13 protein-coding genes and 1 tRNA gene are annotated in these 18,278 nt (G+C 50.8%); 6 read left to right on the plus strand and 8 right to left on the minus strand.

The window, feature by feature from the left end:
* Positions 1–34: 34 nt before the first annotated feature.
* Positions 35–1,579: a fumarate hydratase gene (locus QN379_RS18240; RefSeq protein WP_322236957.1), complete on the minus strand. Its 1,545-nt coding sequence runs from the start codon at positions 1,577–1,579 to the stop codon at positions 35–37.
* A gap of 214 nt (positions 1,580–1,793) precedes the next feature.
* Complete coding sequence (locus QN379_RS18245; RefSeq protein WP_322236956.1) at positions 1,794–2,417, minus strand: YqhA family protein; 624 nt, start codon at positions 2,415–2,417, stop codon at positions 1,794–1,796.
* A gap of 367 nt (positions 2,418–2,784) precedes the next feature.
* Between QN379_RS18245 and acs the strand changes: the two genes are divergently transcribed.
* Both acs and QN379_RS18255 read left to right on the plus strand, forming a co-directional pair.
* Positions 2,785–4,767, plus strand: coding sequence for an acetate--CoA ligase (gene acs / locus QN379_RS18250; RefSeq protein WP_323507267.1), 1,983 nt, complete (start codon positions 2,785–2,787; stop codon positions 4,765–4,767).
* Positions 4,768–5,042: 275 nt separating this feature from the next.
* Positions 5,043–5,133, plus strand: a tRNA-Ser gene (locus QN379_RS18255).
* A 701-nt stretch (positions 5,134–5,834) separates the two neighbouring features.
* On the opposite strand, the gene QN379_RS18260 is transcribed toward QN379_RS18255, so the two are convergent.
* The 5 genes from QN379_RS18260 to QN379_RS18280 all read right to left on the minus strand — a co-directional run bounded on the left by QN379_RS18260 (position 5,835) and on the right by QN379_RS18280 (position 11,828).
* Entirely contained in the window at positions 5,835–6,521 is a 687-nt protein-coding gene (locus QN379_RS18260; RefSeq protein ID WP_322236951.1) for a RibD family protein, read from the minus strand.
* A gap of 346 nt (positions 6,522–6,867) precedes the next feature.
* The gene (locus QN379_RS18265) at positions 6,868–7,713 is read right to left on the minus strand and encodes a FadR/GntR family transcriptional regulator (RefSeq protein ID WP_322236948.1); all 846 of its coding nucleotides are present in this window, start codon (positions 7,711–7,713) and stop codon (positions 6,868–6,870) included.
* A gap of 485 nt (positions 7,714–8,198) precedes the next feature.
* Positions 8,199–9,431, minus strand: a complete 1,233-nt coding sequence (locus tag QN379_RS18270; protein ID WP_323507268.1) for a CaiB/BaiF CoA-transferase family protein — start codon at positions 9,429–9,431, stop codon at positions 8,199–8,201.
* Positions 9,432–9,541: 110 nt separating this feature from the next.
* On the minus strand, positions 9,542–10,687 hold the full coding sequence (locus tag QN379_RS18275) for an acyl-CoA dehydrogenase family protein (RefSeq protein WP_322236942.1): 1,146 nt from the start codon (positions 10,685–10,687) through the stop codon (positions 9,542–9,544).
* Positions 10,677–11,828, minus strand: coding sequence for a hypothetical protein (locus tag QN379_RS18280; protein WP_322236940.1), 1,152 nt, complete (start codon positions 11,826–11,828; stop codon positions 10,677–10,679). The genes QN379_RS18275 and QN379_RS18280 overlap by 11 nt, the downstream gene beginning before the upstream one ends.
* Positions 11,829–12,696: 868 nt before the next feature.
* Between QN379_RS18280 and QN379_RS18285 the strand changes: the two genes are divergently transcribed.
* From QN379_RS18285 to QN379_RS18295, 3 genes are all read left to right on the plus strand, one after another.
* Entirely contained in the window at positions 12,697–13,707 is a 1,011-nt protein-coding gene (locus QN379_RS18285) for a tripartite tricarboxylate transporter substrate binding protein (protein ID WP_322236938.1), read from the plus strand.
* 82 nt (positions 13,708–13,789) lie between these two features.
* A complete protein-coding gene (locus QN379_RS18290; protein WP_323507269.1) occupies positions 13,790–15,037 on the plus strand; it encodes a CoA transferase in 1,248 nt (415 codons plus the stop codon).
* A gap of 411 nt (positions 15,038–15,448) precedes the next feature.
* On the plus strand, positions 15,449–16,858 hold the full coding sequence (locus QN379_RS18295) for an HD-GYP domain-containing protein (protein ID WP_322236934.1): 1,410 nt from the start codon (positions 15,449–15,451) through the stop codon (positions 16,856–16,858).
* Positions 16,859–16,973: 115 nt separating this feature from the next.
* Here the strand turns inward: QN379_RS18295 and QN379_RS18300 are convergent, their stop codons facing one another.
* On the minus strand, positions 16,974–17,174 hold the full coding sequence (locus QN379_RS18300; protein WP_323507270.1) for a hypothetical protein: 201 nt from the start codon (positions 17,172–17,174) through the stop codon (positions 16,974–16,976).
* 662 nt (positions 17,175–17,836) lie between these two features.
* Here QN379_RS18300 and QN379_RS18305 point away from each other — a divergent pair.
* On the plus strand, positions 17,837–18,166 hold the full coding sequence (locus QN379_RS18305; RefSeq protein ID WP_323507271.1) for a hypothetical protein: 330 nt from the start codon (positions 17,837–17,839) through the stop codon (positions 18,164–18,166).
* The last annotated feature ends 112 nt before the right edge of the window (positions 18,167–18,278 follow it).

The following is an 18,278-nucleotide window of genomic DNA, read 5'->3' on the forward strand; positions in this document are numbered from 1 at the left end:
TCAGGAAAGCGCTTACCAACCGCAATAAACCTCGTCAGGCAGCAGTAACCGGAATATTCGCCAGCGACGCCGATTGAATCTTCGCCTGCCATTCTTTCGGCCCGGTATTATGAACCGAAATACCATTCGAATCGACCGCGACTGTCACCGGCATATCTTTTACGTCAAACTCGTAAATTGCTTCCATACCCAAATCGGCGAAACCAAGAACGCGAGCGGATTTAATCGCTTTCGATACCAAATACGCAGCGCCACCAACCGCCATTAAATAGGCCGACTTGTGCTTCTTGATCGATGCGATTGTTTCCGGGCCACGTTCTGCTTTGCCGATCATCGAAATCAGACCGGTTTGCTCGAGCATCATGTCAGTAAATTTGTCCATCCGTGTCGCTGTCGTCGGACCAGCCGGACCAACCGCCTCGTCGCGCACCGGATCAACAGGACCAACGTAATAAATCACGCGGTTAGTGAAATCGACTGGTAATTTCTCACCTTTAGCCAGCATCTCCTGAATCCGCTTATGTGCTGCATCGCGACCGGTCAGCATCTTGCCGTTTAGCAGCAACGTTTGACCCGGCTTCCAGGATGCAACCTCTTCTTTAGTCAACGTATCAAGATTTACTGACAGCGATTTTTCGGTGTCCGGCATCCAATGCACTTCTGGCCAGTCGGACAAGGAAGGCGGCTCCATGAACGCAGGGCCAGAACCATCCAGAACAAAATGTCCATGGCGCGTGGCGGCACAGTTTGGAATCATCGCCACCGGTTTTGATGCTGCATGCGTCGGATGCATCATGATCTTGACATCCAGTACGGTGGTCAAACCACCCAAACCTTGCGCGCCAATACCAAGCGCATTTACTTTCTGGAACAATTCAATGCGTAATTCTTCCGTTTTGCTTTCCGGACCGCGCTTGAGCAAATCGTACATATTGATATCTTCCATCAACACTTGCTTCGCCATCAGCATCGCGCGCTCAGCCGTACCGCCGATACCGATACCCAGCATTCCCGGCGGACACCAGCCGGCGCCCATGGTCGGCACAGTCTTCATGACCCAGTCAACCAGTGAATCGGATGGATTGAGCATCACAAATTTGCTTTTATTCTCAGATCCGCCGCCCTTGGCCGCGATCTGAACGTCAATAGTATTACCCTGCACCAGCTCCATGTGCACCACGGCTGGCGTGTTGTCTTTGGTGTTTTTGCGCTCAAAATGCGGGTCCGCCACGATCGATGCGCGCAGCACGTTGTCTGGGTGAAGATAACCACGACGTACGCCTTCGTTGACCGCATCCGTGATGTCACCTTTAAAACCTTCAAAGCGCACGTCCATACCAATTTTTAGGAAAACGTTCACGATGCCGGTGTCCTGACAAATCGGGCGCTTACCCTCAGCACACATACGTGAATTGGTCAAAATCTGCGCGATGGCATCTTTGGCGGCCGGACTTTGCTCCGCCTCGTAAGCGCGTGCCAAATGCTGAATGTAATCCGCTGGATGGTAATAGCTGATGTATTGCAATGCTGCAGCTACCGATTCAATAAGGTCTTCTTGCTTAATTGTGGTCGTGGTCATGGCGTATCTCGGTAAAATCCTAGGTAAAACCCCGGGAAAGGTTTCTAAAATTAACAATCAATCGGTCAAGCGTGCGAATCGTTACGCACCGTATAGTCAGAATTGCGATATATCGACATCTTGCATCTCCATCAAGGCGTCGATCATCAGAATCAGTAATCAAATTTGGCGTATCGGTAAAGAGCGCAATTTATTCCGCATCCATTACCAGCATTTAATGTTCGCCACCGTTCATCCGCTGGCTTTGTTGGGTGGCGGTCATAATACGGTCGCACCACGCAATCGCCAATGCGGATAGCAAAAACGTTATATGAATACCGGTCTGCGCCAATAGCGTCTTAGTATCGTACGCATTGGCGTTAATAAAGGTTTTCAGCAAATGAATCGACGAAATGCCGATAATTGCCATCGCCAGTTTAACCTTCAACACCGACGCATTAACGTGCGAGAGCCACTCGGGCTGATCAGGATGATTCTCAAGATTCATGCGAGAAACAAAAGTTTCGTATCCGCCGACAATCACCATGATCAACAGATTCGAGATCATGACCACATCAATCAAGCCCAACGTCACCAACATAATGGTCGACTCGGTAAGCTTGGTCGGCCGTATCGCCCCGTCAATCGTAACGGCGTCAAGAATATGCTGGAGCGACGCCGCATTGCCAAAAATAGCACCGATCAAATCGCTTAATTCGACCCAAAAATGGAATACATAAACGCATTGCGCCAGAATCAGGCCTAAATATAGCGGCAATTGAAGCCAACGACTCATGAAAATGACATTGGGGAGCATGCCAATCGGTTTTTTTGCTACAGGATTCAAGTCGTTGCTCATAGTCTTCTGAAGTGTTGAAAAGTGCGACTGCGCTATTTTACACGTCAAGCGTGGCCAGAATTGGCCGAAGAGGCGTTTGCCCGCGTTGCCACTAACAAACCCGTTTAAAATTGTTCAAATACGCTCGATCGTAGTCAACGATTAAGGTCATATTTAGCGTAATCTATTGGAATAAAGCCATGTGATGTTATCAAAAGTTGATATACAGAACGACTGTTTTCCTCGGGAAATTCCATAACCGCTCTATTAACAAACCAGAACCCCTGAATACCATGCAAATTTCACCAATGCGCTGGCTGTAAGGCTTGAGTAAGTGTAAAAGCCTACTTTCTGGCATCAATAATTTCTAATAGCAGGAGACCACCGAATGGCCAACATCGAAACTTTGTCGCACGAAACGCGCGTTTTTCTTCCACCCGCAGACTTTGCCAAGAACGCGGCGATTTCTGGCATGGACGCCTATAACGCCTTATGCCAGGAAGCGGCAACCGACTATGACGGATTTTGGGGCAGACTAGCCCGTGAAAATCTGGAGTGGCATAAACCCTTCACCAAAGTGCTGGATGAAACCAACGCCCCCTTCTACAAATGGTTCGAAGACGGTCAACTCAATGTCTCCTACAACTGCCTTGACGTTCACCTGAAAAATGGCAACGCCGACAAAGTCGCTATCGTTTTTGAAAACGACGGCGGTGACGTAGTCAAAGTAACCTATCAACAGCTATACGAAAAAGTCTGCAAGTTCGCCAACGGCCTAAAATCGCTCGGTGTACAAAAGGGTGATCGCGTCGTTATCTACATGCCGATGTCAGTCGAAGGCGTCGTCGCCATGCAAGCGTGCGCCCGTATCGGCGCCACGCATTCAGTCGTATTTGGCGGCTTTTCTGCAAAATCGCTACAAGAACGCATTATTGACGCAGGCGCAGTAGCCGTCATCACCTCCGACGAGCAAGTCCGTGGCGGCAAACGTCTGCCACTAAAAGCCATCGTTGATGAAGCGCTCGCCCTCGGCGGTTGCGAATGCATCAAAAATGTCATCGTCTATCAGCGCACGGGCGGCGACATCAACTTTAACCCCGGCTTTGATCTCTGGATGCATAAATTGGTCTCCGACCAGCCTGAGCATTGCGAACCAGAATGGGTCAGCGCAGAACATCCACTGTTCATCCTCTACACATCCGGCTCAACCGGCACCCCAAAAGGCGTTCAGCATTCATCCGGCGGCTACCTCTTGTGGGCCGCGTTGACCATGAAATGGACCTTTGACATCAAACCCAATGATGTCTACTGGTGCACCGCCGATATCGGCTGGATCACAGGCCACACCTATATTGCCTACGGACCGACAGCAGTTGGCGCCACGCAGATCATTTTCGAAGGCATTCCGACTTACCCGAATGCAGGGCGCTTCTGGGACATGATTCAGCGTCACAAAGCCACCATTTTTTACACAGCACCGACAGCGATTCGCTCGCTGATCAAAGCCGCAGATGCCGATGAAAAGATCCATCCATCGCAATACGATTTAACCTCGTTGCGCTTGCTAGGCTCCGTCGGCGAACCGATCAACCCAGAAGCATGGATGTGGTATCACAAACACATCGGCGCAGAACGTTGCCCAATCGTCGACACATTTTGGCAAACCGAAACCGGCGGTCACATGATCACGCCACTACCGGGCGCGACGCCATTGGTACCGGGTTCATGCACCCTGCCATTGCCAGGCATTCAGGCAGCGATTGTCGATGAAACCGGCCATGATTTGCCAAACGGTCAAGGCGGCATCCTCGTGGTAAAACGTCCGTGGCCCGCCATGGTCCGTACCATCTGGAACAATCCAGAGCGCTTCAAAAGCACCTATTTCCCACCAGAGTTTGGCGGCAATTTGTACCTTGCTGGCGATGGCGCAGTCCGCAACAAAGATACTGGCTACTTCACCATCACGGGCCGTATCGATGACGTGCTGAATGTATCAGGCCATCGCATGGGCACCATGGAGATCGAATCAGCCTTAGTAGCCAACCCGATGGTGGCCGAAGCAGCCGTCGTCGGCAGACCCGATGACACCACAGGCGAAGCAATCTGCGCCTTCGTCGTCCTCAAACGCAGCCGCCCAACCGGCGAAGAAGCGAAACAAATCGCCAAAGAACTGCGTGACTGGGTAGCCAAAGAAATCGGCCCGATCGCCAAGCCAAAAGAAATCCGATTCGGTGACAACCTGCCAAAAACACGCTCAGGCAAAATCATGCGCCGTCTATTGAGAATCCTAGCCAAAGGCGAAGAAATCACGCAAGACATCTCCACTCTCGAAAATCCAGGCATTCTGGATCAGTTGAAAGAGGCGCAATAACGTCGTAAAAGGAACCGTTAAGGCGACTCAAGTAAGTTGTCACCCTGACGGTTTTGTGGATTTTGGCTACCTGATTCAGATTGTCGTTAGCTTCCCTTAACCTTTGGACCAAGCCGAAAAATTTAGTTTAAGTCCGCTTGAGGCTAGGTAAATCGTTAAAAGTGAACTGTTTAAAACCGAAAGTCGCCAGACCACCAAAAACATTGTTATAATCTGCGGCTTCGCGAAACACGGCTTCGGTAACATCGAGTCAGTTAGAGAAGAGTAGTAAAACAGGAGAGATGGATGAGTGGTTTAAGTCGCACGCCTGGAAAGCGTGTGTAGGTTCATAACCTACCGGGGGTTCGAATCCCCCTTTCTCCGCCAAGAACATAGCGCGTAAGTCTTTGATTTCAAAGACTTACGCGCTTTTTTTATGGGCGTTCGATAGGTATAAGGTTAAACGAGTTAAAACGGACATACACAGGCACTGACAAGGGGCGTACAAAGTTGCACATGCGGCGGGGTCAACAACTTTATGCGACGCCCGAATTTGGGTACTCACACCTCGGAATGCCGGGCGCACCTTCGACGCACTATCGCTTGGATAAGTGAAAAGCGGATGTGAACCAGGCATCTTGCGGATCCCCGCCTAATTTTACAATTTAGCGGTATTACCTCGAATTTGAAGGATGTATCAACTTTACTTCGCGCATTACCGAAGCAAAATACAAGCAAACCGCAGCTAAAACAGGCGTAATTGCTGCGAATTCAATGACTTCTGGCTTTCGTATTGTTTGCAGATTGACCTCAATTGAGGCAAGCCCTGGAGGATGTTGATTTGGTACACAACACGCCAGGAGTAACCCGCCAGGTTTTCCATTAAGAAATAGCAACTCTGACCGGTATCCCGCAGTGCGCCGTTCATTTGATCCGGTGGATCTGGTGTGTTTTGGCCATACCTTAGCTAAGGTCCAGGCTTACTGCTGGTTCAGCGATGCTGCCGATTTGCAGACACTTTCTATACTGCGCATCAAAATTGAGGGATGCACGTATTAAAATCCCAAAAATGCTATTTTTTTGGGACATCACTGCTTCTTGTAGCGCAACCACACACCGCCGCCTTCTTGGATATCTGCCGACTCTAATGTAAGGTAAGTTGGCTGCGACCAGACATCTTTGGCGATCTCAAACGATGCGGGATGCTCACCACGTCCATCAATCAGCGGCAAGATAAGAACACTGACCTCATCGACAAGCCCTGCGTTTACAAATGACCCGCTCACCGCGGGTCCGCCTTCGACGATAAGACGCTTAGTGCCAAGTTCATTTGCAAGGGTTGCAATGACATGGGCCAGATCAATTTCTGTCTTGCCACCAAAAATATAAGACACGTTGATGGATTTCAGATAGGCCAAATAATCATCCGACACCGCTTCTGTCACAACCGCGACGACATGCGAAGCGAGCGCTACGTTGCTCTTCCAAGCCACTTTGCCGTGAGGGTCAATTGAGATGGCATAGCAGTCCGCATTGCGGTTGGCAAAATAATGAATGCGTGGAACGGGTGCTTTGGCCAGGCCTCTCTGATAATCGTCACCGTGCGCGATTTCCTGCATTGTGACCCTACCGCAGATCCATGCATCGAACTTGAATTGCTGAGCAAGCTTCTCATACAGGTCGCCAGCATTTTTTTTAAAAGGGCGCGCCCAGCCGTCAGTGAGCGCGTGTCCATCAATGGAGGACAACATATGACAGATGACATATGGCTTCATGAAAAACTCCCAATAATCTTTGATGGTTTATAAATTCTTATCAAGTTGATCCACCTAATCGGCAGGCGGTCAGATTCGCGTAAGACTACCACATCTAATTTTTAGTATAGACGCCACCGTTTTAAGCGCGTCCGGATGAAGTCGGTAAAAATTGCACCCCGATATGAAGTCCCATCGCGTCGAGGATAGCCGACAAGCAGCGAGGGACGGGATTCCCATCTGATGACAACCTGCGGTAGAGCCGGGCCGTACTCAGGTGAGACGATTTAACCGTGAGTTTTACTGTCAGTTTTGATGTAAAACAGCGTCGGATACTTTCCATCAATCAGCGCTGCAGTCTTCGAATTCACTGGGCCAGACGCGCAGGTCGCTTAACAATCCCAACCGCACGCAGTTCACCAATCGGCTCATTCAACACATCAATCGTTCTTGGCGCTCTATATGCGCTCATGACCAGGTCGCGGGTGTGTTCCAGATGCGTGCGCCAAAACTTCTCGGCGGCGGCGGGCGTGCCGCTGCGCATCAGCTTCACCATTTTTTGGCGGTCTTTGATGCTGTCTTGACGTAGCTTGTCGACACTGGCTTTTTCGATTGTGCGTTCTGTTACATGCTCGTGCTGGCGGCGGATGATGTTGTAGATTAGTGAAGCGAGAAGATGGATCGTTTTGTTGCCGCAGTGGCGAGTAATAAGCATTGAGAACTCAGCGCTGAGATCGGCGTAGCGTATCAGATCAGACTGCGCGGCCTCGCGTGCTTCGGCGATGTTTGCCTCAAGCTCAGCTAAGGCGATGGGGTTGCGCGACGCCGCCAGCAATCCGGCGGCTGGTGGTTCAATGACGATGCGAGCGAGCCATATGTCTTCTAGTGTCGTGCCTTCGATTTGTAGAAACAGACCGACTTGGCGGGCCGCGGCACCGACATCGATTGAGTTCACACGTGCCCCACCGTGTCTGCCGCGGGCGATGGTGATGAGCGACTCAGATTCGAGAAGGCGCAACGCTTCGCGAAGCGTTGGACGCGAGATGCCGAATTCGATTTGTAGTACGTTCTCGGGATGTAACTTGTCGCCAGGTTTGAGCTTACCCGTGACAATTTGACGGCGTAATGCCTCTGCTACTGTAGCGGCGGCTTTTTGAGGTTTACGGGATACCGTAGTAGTGGTTTTGCGGGGCTTGGTTACAGTATTTGTCATGCAAATTATATTAGCACATGTCGTTATTAAACGATAAATGGAAAATCGTTTTAGGTAGATAAATTGGCCTGATTTTTTGACGATTTCAAACGTGAAAAAGCAAGCGTTTGTGTGCATTCCGTAAGCAGCGACGTTCACTACTTTTGAGATTAAATAATGGCAATGACAAGGCGAAAAAAGATGGGAACAATTACCCGAAGGCCACCATTTTTAACAAAAGATAATCCTTCTTTGCAATCGTTGACATTCGAAATATCAGTTTTCTTTTACCTATCTGGTGACAACAATGGGAGAACGCAAATTTCGCCACCGAATCCAGCAAGGCTAGTTCGCCATAAGGCGTTTGCGCATGCACAGCTAAAACAAATCGATCACCTAAAATGCAGCACAAGTCACCTAAAGCGATGCAACATCACGACATTGATTAAACAAATGTCGCTAGTTGCATCACAACCCAAAAAAGCCCGAATTTTCAAGATGCAGATTTACGCAGCGCCGCCAATGGGTATCGTCTTGTCCGAGCCGGTATGACGCGAGATATCTTCCTGTGTTGCTTCTTTGATGGTGCCATCCTCCTGGAGTTTTGCGATCTCACCTTCCGAATAGTGCAGTTCACGCAAGATCGCTGCCGAATGTTGCCCGAGCGCTGGCGCGTCGAAGCGTGTGTGTCCCGGTTCGTCCGTGAATCGGATTGGATTGCCGATATGGTCCCAGCCACGTTCATCGGTTATGACAGCACCACGCTGCCTGAAGTGGGCGTCTTCGAGCATTTCAGGCAGCGTTTGCACGGGTGCGAAGGGTATATCTCGACCCTTGAAATAGGCCACCCACTCGCTCTTGGTTTTAGTGCGAAAGGTCTCTGCCAGAAAGTCACGCACAGGATGTTGCCCCTTACCTGGCGGCAGCTTGCATATATCGATCAGATCGGGCCGGCCCAGCATGGTGAGAAGATTGACAGCGAATTTCATCTCTTGCCCGCCGAGCGCGATCCAGTCGCCATCCTTGGTAGCGTAAATGGCGTAGAGCGCGTTGCCGCCGAGCGAGCGCGCCTCGGGGACGTTAGGTTGACGTCTCCCCGCCATCGCTGTGTCGAGGTTGTTGGGAATAGCGGCAAGCAAGCAATCAGCCATTGCCATGTCGATAAAATCCCCGCGGCCGGTTTCTTTGCGACGAAGCAGCGCCATCATCACGCCTGAGAGCGTGACCATCGACGCCAGCATGTCTGCTGCCGGCAATCCGGGAATTGCAGGCTCGCCATCCCTGCCCCGGTTCAGCGACAGCACACCGGCCATCGCCTCAATCGCGAGGTCGTGGGTGGCGAGGTCACGGTACGGACCGCTCTGCCCAAAGGCAGAGATTGATGCATATACGATGTGCGGCGCGCGCGCGCTGATCTGTTGATAGCCGACGCCGATGCGGCCGGCCACGCCGGGCCGAAACGCCTCAATGACGACGTCCGAGACCTCGATCAGCCGCATCAATGCCTCCAGTCCGGCCGGTTGCTTTAGATCTAGCGCCAGGCTCTTCTTGCCGCGGCTGGAGTTGGCAAAGAATACGCTGACCCCGTCGCGCATCTCGCCAACGGCGCGAGTCGGCTCGCCCTCGTCGACTGACTCAATCTTGATGACCTCGGCGCCGTGATCGGCCATGAACTGCGTCAACATTGGTCCGGGCAGAAAGCGCGACAGGTCAATGACACGGATGCCTTCGAGCTTCATAAGTACTCCCTCTTGCTGTTAGTCCCCGCCGTCATCACAGCATCCGATTGTGCGCGTGATCCCATCATCGGGCGGATTTCCATGCATTTATATTGCAATGTGGTGTTGGTTCAAAATGGGGCGAATTCTTTCCCGAGTATGTCACGCGCAATGATGCCCAGATGCACCTCACGCGGTCCGTCCGCAGACTCCATTCCCAGACAATCCCGAAGTCGTTGCTCGAACGGCAAATCTTTCGCCCAACCGTAATGGCCGTGCAAACGCATACACGTATAAAGGACTTCGTTGGCCGCCTTCACGCCCCACCACTTGGCCATCGACGATTCTTTATCATGGCGCAGTCCCTTGTCCTTCAATGACAAAGCGCGGTAACACAACATACGTGCCGCCTCCAGCTTCGTTGCCTCCATTGCCAGTTCGTTTGCCACGCCTTGCCATTTTGAAAGTGAACGCCCCATAACTTGTCTGATCTTGACGTACTCGATTGTTTCGTCGAGGGATTTTTGGGCAGCGCCGATACAAGCCAATGGAACGAAATTGCGGTTGTAACCGATGATCGTCATCGCCCAGATGAAACCTTGGTTCTCCTCGCCGATCATATTACGTGCTGGTATCCGCACATTGTCAAAGAAGAAGCTACCCGCACGATCAATCCGTTGTCCCATGCGCTCGAAAGGCGTGGCGGTAACGCCAGGCGTGTCGGTTGGAACCAGAAAGAATGAAAGTCCCCGAGGTCCGGGTCCGCCGGTCCGAGCCGAGACGAACACCACCTTCGAGACCCCACAAAAGGTGATGCTGGTTTTCTCGCCGGTGATGATGTAATGATCGCCATCCTTAACTGCCTTAGTTGTGATGTTGCCTGCATCGGCACCACCGCCGGGTTCGGTGAAGGCCAGCGACATCATTTCGCCGTTGGCAATACGTGGAATCCACTCTTCTTGCAACTCTGGCGCCATGGACGAAGCCATTTCACCGAGGTGAATGGCGTTGCTGATGATGTACCGGATGTTATGGTCACAACGACCAATCTCCTCACACACGATCCCGCAGTCGACGAACGAATAACCCTGACCACCGTACTTTTCTGGAAGGCGCAACCGCAACAATCCCATATTGATCAGCTTGTCCATGAAATCCTTGGTCAGCCACTCACCGGTTCTGTCCCATCGCTTGTATTGGGTAAGAAGTTCCGCCTCAGCGTATTTCCTCACCGAATCGCGGATCATCTCTTGATCATCAGAATAACTAAAGTCCATTTGTCTTCTCCTTATGTCCATCATTTATAGATTCTCGCGGCCCTTGATAGTAAGGACCAGAGATAGGATGCTTCCACGGGGTGTAACCCTCTTTTTGGTATGCTTGCGGCCCCAACTTAAAATGCTTGGCCGCTTCCAGACTTTCTAAACCCGGAATGTTCGGATCGTAAAATGCATCCGGATGCATTGGTCTTGGGCCAGCCTTAGCCACGTGACCAAATACGGCGCGACCAATAATTTTCTCCAGCATCCATACGCAGTCGATGATCTTATCCAGATCCACGCCGGTATCGATGCCCAGTCCTTCCAGCATATGGATGACATCCTCGGTCGCCGCCATTCCCGATGCACGACCGTTCCCGCCGAATTGCCCGCCTCCGATTCCTCCGAGCGTTCCCTCAATGATCACAGTGTCGTCTTTATCCAGAGTGCGCAAGGCGGTATAAATCGCAGGCAGCGCCATGCCGCGCGCGTTATGCATATGCAGATTGAACTGTTTGACCTCGGGCCAACGAAGTTTGATTTTTTTGAGATCCTCCTCCATCTCGGGAGGCAAGCACCAACTCTGCGAATCGTGCAGTGCGATCTCAACGACGGCTATTCCGGCCGCATTTAACAAGGCCATTTGCCGCTCGAGAAAAGAAAAGCGATAATCCTGAGAAAACTTTCCCAAGAAGTTGGAACCCCACGCGGAGCCGATTCCAATGCGGGCTTTGCTGATGCCACGTTCCTTTGCATCCTGAATGACCTCTGGCCAACCTTCCATCATCTGCTCGACCGAGCGATTGACGTTTCTGCGCTGATGAACGTCGCAGATATCGAGAAACAGCGTACAGAACTCCTCTTCGATTGTCAGAGGGGGAGAATATTGCTCAGCGCGCTTCTTGGCCTTCTGATTGTGAATAAAGGTCAAGTACGTCACGCCCTCTTTCGGGTGGAATGCGCGCAACAGTTCCTCAAAGCAAGCCATCTGTGGAACGAAGAGCGGGCTGACAAAAGCGCCGACTGTTATCCGTTTCAAGCCGGTCTCGGAGAGTGCATCTAAAAACGCCACTTTGGCTTCCAGAGGAATGCACACGTCTTCTATTCCGAAACCTTCTCTCATCACCTCTTCGTTGTAAATCACGGTTGGCCAATTCACAGATGCGCTCCCAGTTTTCAGTCGTTTAATTTTCAGTCGTTTAACTTACTCCAGCGGCCACAGTTGTCGCATCTGCGCAATGGTCGGGGAGCGGATAATCAATCATCAAATCTAATTGTATAACTATTTAGATTATTGTGCGTTAAATCGTCTAACCTTATTTTCTAATATTTTTCACATAAGAAAATTAAGCTATTCAAATAGGCCAACTAGCGTCGCGCACTTTTCACCATATCACCATTTCGAAATGGTTTTTCGAGTGTGGCGCAATGAAATTTTTTTCTCAATTACCTCCCATCATGCTGTCATTCTTTAAACAACATTTGTCGCTTGATCAACTCCTCAATATAGATTGAGCATTCAGAGACAATTAATAACGATAGCCACCGGGGCCTAATTTTTAGAGACCTTTCTTTAGCGCCATCACCCCTACCAGCTTAGCTTACAGAGCTATTACCGTATTTTTTTACACGATGTGTGACTTCCAAAGAGATTGGAAACAGCGTCAAAAAAACAGGTACTTTGATCCACTCGCATGAAAACGATCAATCCATGACGTGATTGGATAATTGATCGGACACTATTTTTTTATATAAAGATTCTTTCGATGAAGAGAAAGAAATAGCCCGACAAACTGATAGGGCGTTTGCACAATTAAGTCCCAGTAACGCCTGTCATTTTGGCGTGTCGGACAACCTATCAAAAGGTAACAACATCATAAAATTGACTTTTTAAAAGTCCGCGGCTTCGGACCGAATCGGTTTATTATTACATCAGAAAGTTAAATAGTTATACAATAAAAAAATACCGCAGACCCGCAAAGGGCGCGGCGTTAATCAAGTTCAAGTTGATTTTTGAGGAGACAGCAATGGATTCATGGAATATCGGAAGAACAAACCGCAAGATTAAATTAGGAAAGGTATTGTCGTTGGCGTTGGCACTATCGCTGGCGAGCGCAGCGATCATCGCCCACGCCAGCCCCTATCCAAATCAGACAATCAAGATTATCGTGCCGTATTCGCCGGGTACCGGGAGCGACGTCATGGCCCGCACGATCGGCGAGAGCATATCCAGGAAATCACATGTATCAGTGATTGTCGAGAACCGGGATGGTGGAGGTGGTTTGATCGGCTCCCTGACTGCGTTGCAATCGGCACCCGACGGATACACAATTCTCATCGCCGCGAATCCATTCGTGATCGCACCGATCCAAAAATCTACACCGCCTTACGATCCGGTCAAAGACTTCGTTCCCATCGCAAAAGTGGCTACCATCCCTCTGGTGCTGGCTCTCTCCCCTGCTTTGCCGATCAATAATATAAAAGAGCTAGTGGCCTATGCCAAGGCAAACCCGGGTAAATTGAGCTATGCTTCCTCCGGTCCCGGCACAATCAGTGAACAGGAGATGGAGATTTTTAAACAGGCCACTGGCATTGATGTCGTTGAGATTCCGTACAAGAGCACTGCACAGGCTATGACCGACCTGCTCGGGGGCCACATTGCGTTGTTTCCCGTCGTGGTGCCTTTGGTGCAGCAGCATCTGCGCGCAGGAAAGGTGCGTGGGCTGGCTGTGTTTGACACCCATCGCTCGGCGCTTTTTCCAGATATCCCTCCCATTGCGGAAGGACTCGGCTTACCGACATATCTCCCGACGCCTGTCTGGTACGGTTTTGTAGCACCGGCGGGAACGCCAAAAGAAGTCGTAGCGACCCTGAGCGCCCTTATTAACGGCGCCATGCAGGATCCCGAAGTCAAAGAGCGTTTGGTCACAATGGGTGCGCAGTCGATCACCCCAACCAATGCGCAATTCACGGTCGACCTCAAAGCGGAATCCGAAAAGGCGAAGCAGCTCGCCAAGAGACTTGGCATCATACAATGACCAAGATTGGTTATCCCTCTCGGCACAGCAATAGCAATGCTAATTCATCACGTAGATATCTAATGAAATCACGCTCTTTGCCATGACACAACCTATACTCCACAAAGACACGCCCCTCAAACCAGCGCTAAAAGGAATACGCGTAATCGAGCTTGGCACCTTCATTTCTGCTCCGTTTGCCGCCACTCTATTGGCAGACTTTGGCGCTGATGTCATCAAGATAGAATTGCCAGAAGTGGGTGATCCTATGCGTACACTGGGCGCCTTTCCTTCCGACGGTGAAAGCGATAGCGGCTATTGGTGGTCAACAATCGGACGCAATAAACGGTCCGTCGCGCTCGATATTCGTACACCAGAAGGTCGCACCATCCTAGGCCAACTTCTTAAAACGACTGAACTTCTCATCGAAAACTTCCGGCCCGGAACGCTTGATCGATGGGGAATTACTTCGGCCTGGATGAAAGAGCAACGTCCCGACATTACCATCGTGCGTATTAGCGGCTACGGCCAAGACGGACCTTGGCGCGACACGCCCGGCTTCGACCGCAACGCCCAAGCCTTTTCAGGGCTGGTGTACGTCACGGGCGAAAAGGACACGGCACCGCAGCAAGCCGGATTGCCTGTTTGCGATTTCACCGCCGGATTATGGGCAGCCTTTGGCGCGGTCACCGCATTACTAGGCAAACATCTGCACAAAGAGAATGTTGGCGACGAAGTGGATCTGGCGCTCTATGAGACCATGATTCCCTTCCTGAAAGACATCCCGATGAAATACCGACATCAGGGAAAGGTGACGGAGCGCACCGGCAATACGCCCGACTACGTGTCTCCAGGTGGCGCTTACTTAACCGGCGACAATGAATGGATCTTCGTCAGCGGAACAGGTGACCGCGTCTTTGGTCGGCTCATGACCGTTGTCGGTCATCCCGAAATGCCGGAACAACCGATGTTTAAACTCAACAAGGATAGAGTCACGCATCGGCCGTTGCTCGACGCCGCCATCAACGCATGGTTGAAAACTCGCACAACCGAAGAAGCACTCGCCGCTTTTCAACTGGCAGATGTTCCTGCGGTAAAAATTCAAAGTATTGATGATTTGATGCATCACCCGCAAGTGATCTCACGCGGCAACTTTATCGACGTGCCAGATCATGACCGTGGCGACGTATGCCTTACGTCACCGGTTCCCAGACTGTCACGCATGCCCGGCACCATCCGCTGGGCCGGCCAGCATTTGGGTGAGTCAAACCAAGAGGTTCTGCAGGGTGAATTGAATTTGTCCGAAGACACCTTGGCTGATCTGCGCGAGCGTAAGATAATTGGTCGTTAGGTTCAACATATTAGGAATTACTAATAAATGCTGAATATTAGGTATTACTAATATTCAGCGAAATATTTGCTATCCACTTTTTATGTTGCATGGCCCCTACGTGAACGTTTTTTTGACGCTTCACTTCAAGCAAGCCGTACTGAATCATTAATCTGCACATGAAAGAAATACGTCATGCGCGTTTTGACTTATACCCAAACGCGTAACAATCTTAAAAGCGTTAAAAGCGTTAAAAGCCTATTAGATAGCGCAATCGATAACACACACGTTATTGTCATACAAAGGCGCGGGGTGAGGACGCAGTCCTTACTCATTAAATTTCCCCCAAGCTACATACCAATATAACTCCCAAGACTCCCCCTCCGTCGCGTAGAATTAAGCTTCATTTATGCCAAGTAAGGGATGTCGCGGATGCACAACCTTCACACCAATTTGGATGCTTTTCCTCCGGCCGGTGGCATCAAACTGTCGGAATTGATCGGTTCGCTTAGCTATGCACTTGACATCACGGAAGGTCAACCGCCCGGGCATTGTATGCGTTGCTGCTGGATTGGAATGCACATTGGGCGTGAGCTGGGGCTTTCTGAGGACCAGCTATGGGATCTTTACTACACCTTGCTGCTGAAGGACTTGGGCTGCAGCAGCAACGCCGCACGCATCTGCGAGCTGTATCTCACCGACGACATTAACTTCAAGCGTGACTTTAAAACTGTCGGTGAAAGTCTACCGCAGGTGCTTAAATTCGTTCTCAACCATACCGGCCTTAAGGCTGGACTAGCCGACCGTTTTCGTAGTGTGTTGACGATCTTGCGCGACGGTAGTCAAATTGCGCGCGAATTGATTGCCACCCGCTGCCAGCGCGGTGCCGAAATCGCACGGCTGTTGCGATTTTCGGAGGCTGTCGCTGGCGGTATTTATAGCCTGGATGAACACTACAACGGACAAGGTAAACCTGATGGATTGGCGGGCGATGCCATACCTGTTTTTGCCCGTATTGCACTGATGGCGCAGGTCATTGATGTCTTTCTTACAGCCGATGGCATTGAGGCAGCAATCAACGAAGTACGCCTACGCTCAGGTCGCTGGTTCGATCCACAGTTAGTCCAAGCCTTTGAACGCGCAGCCCAAGCCAGTGAATTCTGGTCTACCCTGATCGCGCCAGATATCGCGCCAGCAGTTCTTGCGCTTGAGCCCAGCAGCTATGAAGTGCCAGTTGACGATGATTACCTTGATGATATTGCCGCCGCTTTTGGTCAGGTCGTCGATTCTAAAAGTCCCTACACTAGTGGTCACAGCACACGGGTAGCGTTTTATACGGATTTGATTGCCGAAGCGCTCGGGCTCTCCCTCGCCAGGCGCCGATGGCTGAAGCGTGGCGCGTTGCTGCATGATGTAGGAAAGCTGGGTGTCAGTAACAGTGTGCTGGATAAGGCAGGCAAACTTAATGCAGAAGAGTGGGTAGCAGTGAAGCTTCATGCCACCTACACCGAAACCATCTTATCGCGCATTGGCGCTTTTGCCGAACTGGCGCGGGTCGCCGGAGCGCATCATGAGCGACTGGACGGGCGCGGCTATCCTCGCGGAATCAATGCCGACGAGATCAGCCTTGAAACACGCATCATTACAACCGCCGATATTTTTGATGCCATTACCGCCGATCGCCCTTATCGCGGGCCAATCCCAGTACCGCAAGCACTAGAGATGATGGCCGCAATGGTCGGTAGCGCAATCGACAAGCAATGCTTTGACGGACTGAAAGCTGCACTGAAAAACTTATCCACCCAGCCCGACGTTCCCGACACTACCGAATTAATAGTCTAAAGCCAGCCAACCAAGTCGCTCTTCAATCGTCATCGCTTCATTATTAAACACGATGCTGACAAATCTAGTGCGTGCAGACATGTAAAGCTGATAGGTGAGATTAGTACAAACTGAATCACATCAACCATGACGGCTGTTGATGTTGCGGTTGCGGTTGCGGTTGCGGTTGCGGTTGCGGTTGCGGTTGCGGTTGCGGTTGTTTTTGAATTTGCTTTTGCTTTTGCTTTTGCTTTTGCTTTTGCTTTTGCTTTTGACGTACCCCGACATAGATGCTGCCAAGTTTTTCGGCTGTTAGTCGGGAATTGTTGGAAGACATGTTTGAGCGAAGCGAGTTGGTCTTTCAACCCGACTGACGGTCGAAAAACTTGGGGACCCGAAGGGCGGCGTCTCTGCGGTCGCCTTTTCTTTGGTTACTGTTCTTTTGGCGAAGCAAAAGAAAGTAACTGGCTGTCGGGCCACCCCCGACAAGCATCCACGGAGCGCCAGCCGTTCAAGTTATCAACGACATTGAAATAATCATTTGCCAAACAATGCGCCATCGGCGCGTAGAAAAACAAAGCCTAATTTGTTGGGCAAATCGGCAAACAACAAAAGCTAGAAAATCGAGACTTCAAAAAAAAGCGATGATGCTTTATACTCATTTCGTCCCTAAAAAAAAGGGACCGGGTTGGTAGCCCGATTCAACAAAGGCGTACAAACGGCGTAAAGCCGTTTTTCTGTGTGCGTTTGCCATTGTGCGCCCTCACGGGGCGGCAGTGGTAGAGAGGCTTCGGCCTGCCGCTTGCCTTTGTTGACGGTCTACCAACTCTGCCATTTGCCGCCCACCCGCTTGGTAGCGAGTAGCGGTATAACCAACAAAGGAACCGTCGATATGCTTAGCAGAACCTCGTTTACACATTCCCGTTCGCAAACGATCCCACACCCTTCCCCTTCACCAATCCCAACAGCACCCTCATCATTCACCTCCAAGGTGCAATCATGAGCAAGCCTGAATTCAACCCATCCTCCTCCAAACCACCAATCGAATCATTCCACAAGTCATTCTCATCGCTAACCCCAACATTAAAAGGCGACCGAGAAGCCGAATTTTACGCCCTGACGTTAGACATCTGCCAAGGCATAAAAACCTGCATCAACCTAGCCCACTTAAGCAACACAGATCGCGACGACAACACAATGCCGACCCTCGACATCTTGGACACGGAAACCTTACTGCGCCTTGCATTGTCCTCATCTCATCTGCTATCAGAACTGGCAGCACGTCGTATCGACGCACTAAATGATCACGCCCTGACAAAGCCCGAATAACATCACCGTATCCGAATACGGACGTAAAAGATAACTGATGCGTATTCTGGTCAACGTGACCGCTCATTCTGGCCGATCGTGACCGCTGCGCCTGCGATGTTGTTACGCGGTT

The organism is Glaciimonas sp. Gout2 (assembly GCF_035018905.1).
GTDB lineage: Bacteria > Pseudomonadota > Gammaproteobacteria > Burkholderiales > Burkholderiaceae_D > Glaciimonas.

What these genes read in the sequence shown, in the direction of transcription:
- QN379_RS18240 (WP_322236957.1), bottom strand. Translation starts at nt 1,579, where the DNA reads ATGACCACGACCACAATTAAGCAAGAAGACCTTATTGAATCGGTAGCT.
- QN379_RS18245 (WP_322236956.1), bottom strand. Translation starts at nt 2,417, where the DNA reads ATGAGCAACGACTTGAATCCTGTAGCAAAAAAACCGATTGGCATGCTC.
- acs (WP_323507267.1), top strand. Translation starts at nt 2,785, where the DNA reads ATGGCCAACATCGAAACTTTGTCGCACGAAACGCGCGTTTTTCTTCCA.
- QN379_RS18260 (WP_322236951.1), bottom strand. Translation starts at nt 6,521, where the DNA reads ATGAAGCCATATGTCATCTGTCATATGTTGTCCTCCATTGATGGACAC.
- QN379_RS18265 (WP_322236948.1), bottom strand. Translation starts at nt 7,713, where the DNA reads ATGACAAATACTGTAACCAAGCCCCGCAAAACCACTACTACGGTATCC.
- QN379_RS18270 (WP_323507268.1), bottom strand. Translation starts at nt 9,431, where the DNA reads ATGAAGCTCGAAGGCATCCGTGTCATTGACCTGTCGCGCTTTCTGCCC.
- QN379_RS18275 (WP_322236942.1), bottom strand. Translation starts at nt 10,687, where the DNA reads ATGGACTTTAGTTATTCTGATGATCAAGAGATGATCCGCGATTCGGTG.
- QN379_RS18285 (WP_322236938.1), top strand. Translation starts at nt 12,697, where the DNA reads ATGGATTCATGGAATATCGGAAGAACAAACCGCAAGATTAAATTAGGA.
- QN379_RS18290 (WP_323507269.1), top strand. Translation starts at nt 13,790, where the DNA reads ATGACACAACCTATACTCCACAAAGACACGCCCCTCAAACCAGCGCTA.
- QN379_RS18295 (WP_322236934.1), top strand. Translation starts at nt 15,449, where the DNA reads ATGCACAACCTTCACACCAATTTGGATGCTTTTCCTCCGGCCGGTGGC.
- QN379_RS18300 (WP_323507270.1), bottom strand. Translation starts at nt 17,174, where the DNA reads ATGTCTTCCAACAATTCCCGACTAACAGCCGAAAAACTTGGCAGCATC.
- QN379_RS18305 (WP_323507271.1), top strand. Translation starts at nt 17,837, where the DNA reads ATGAGCAAGCCTGAATTCAACCCATCCTCCTCCAAACCACCAATCGAA.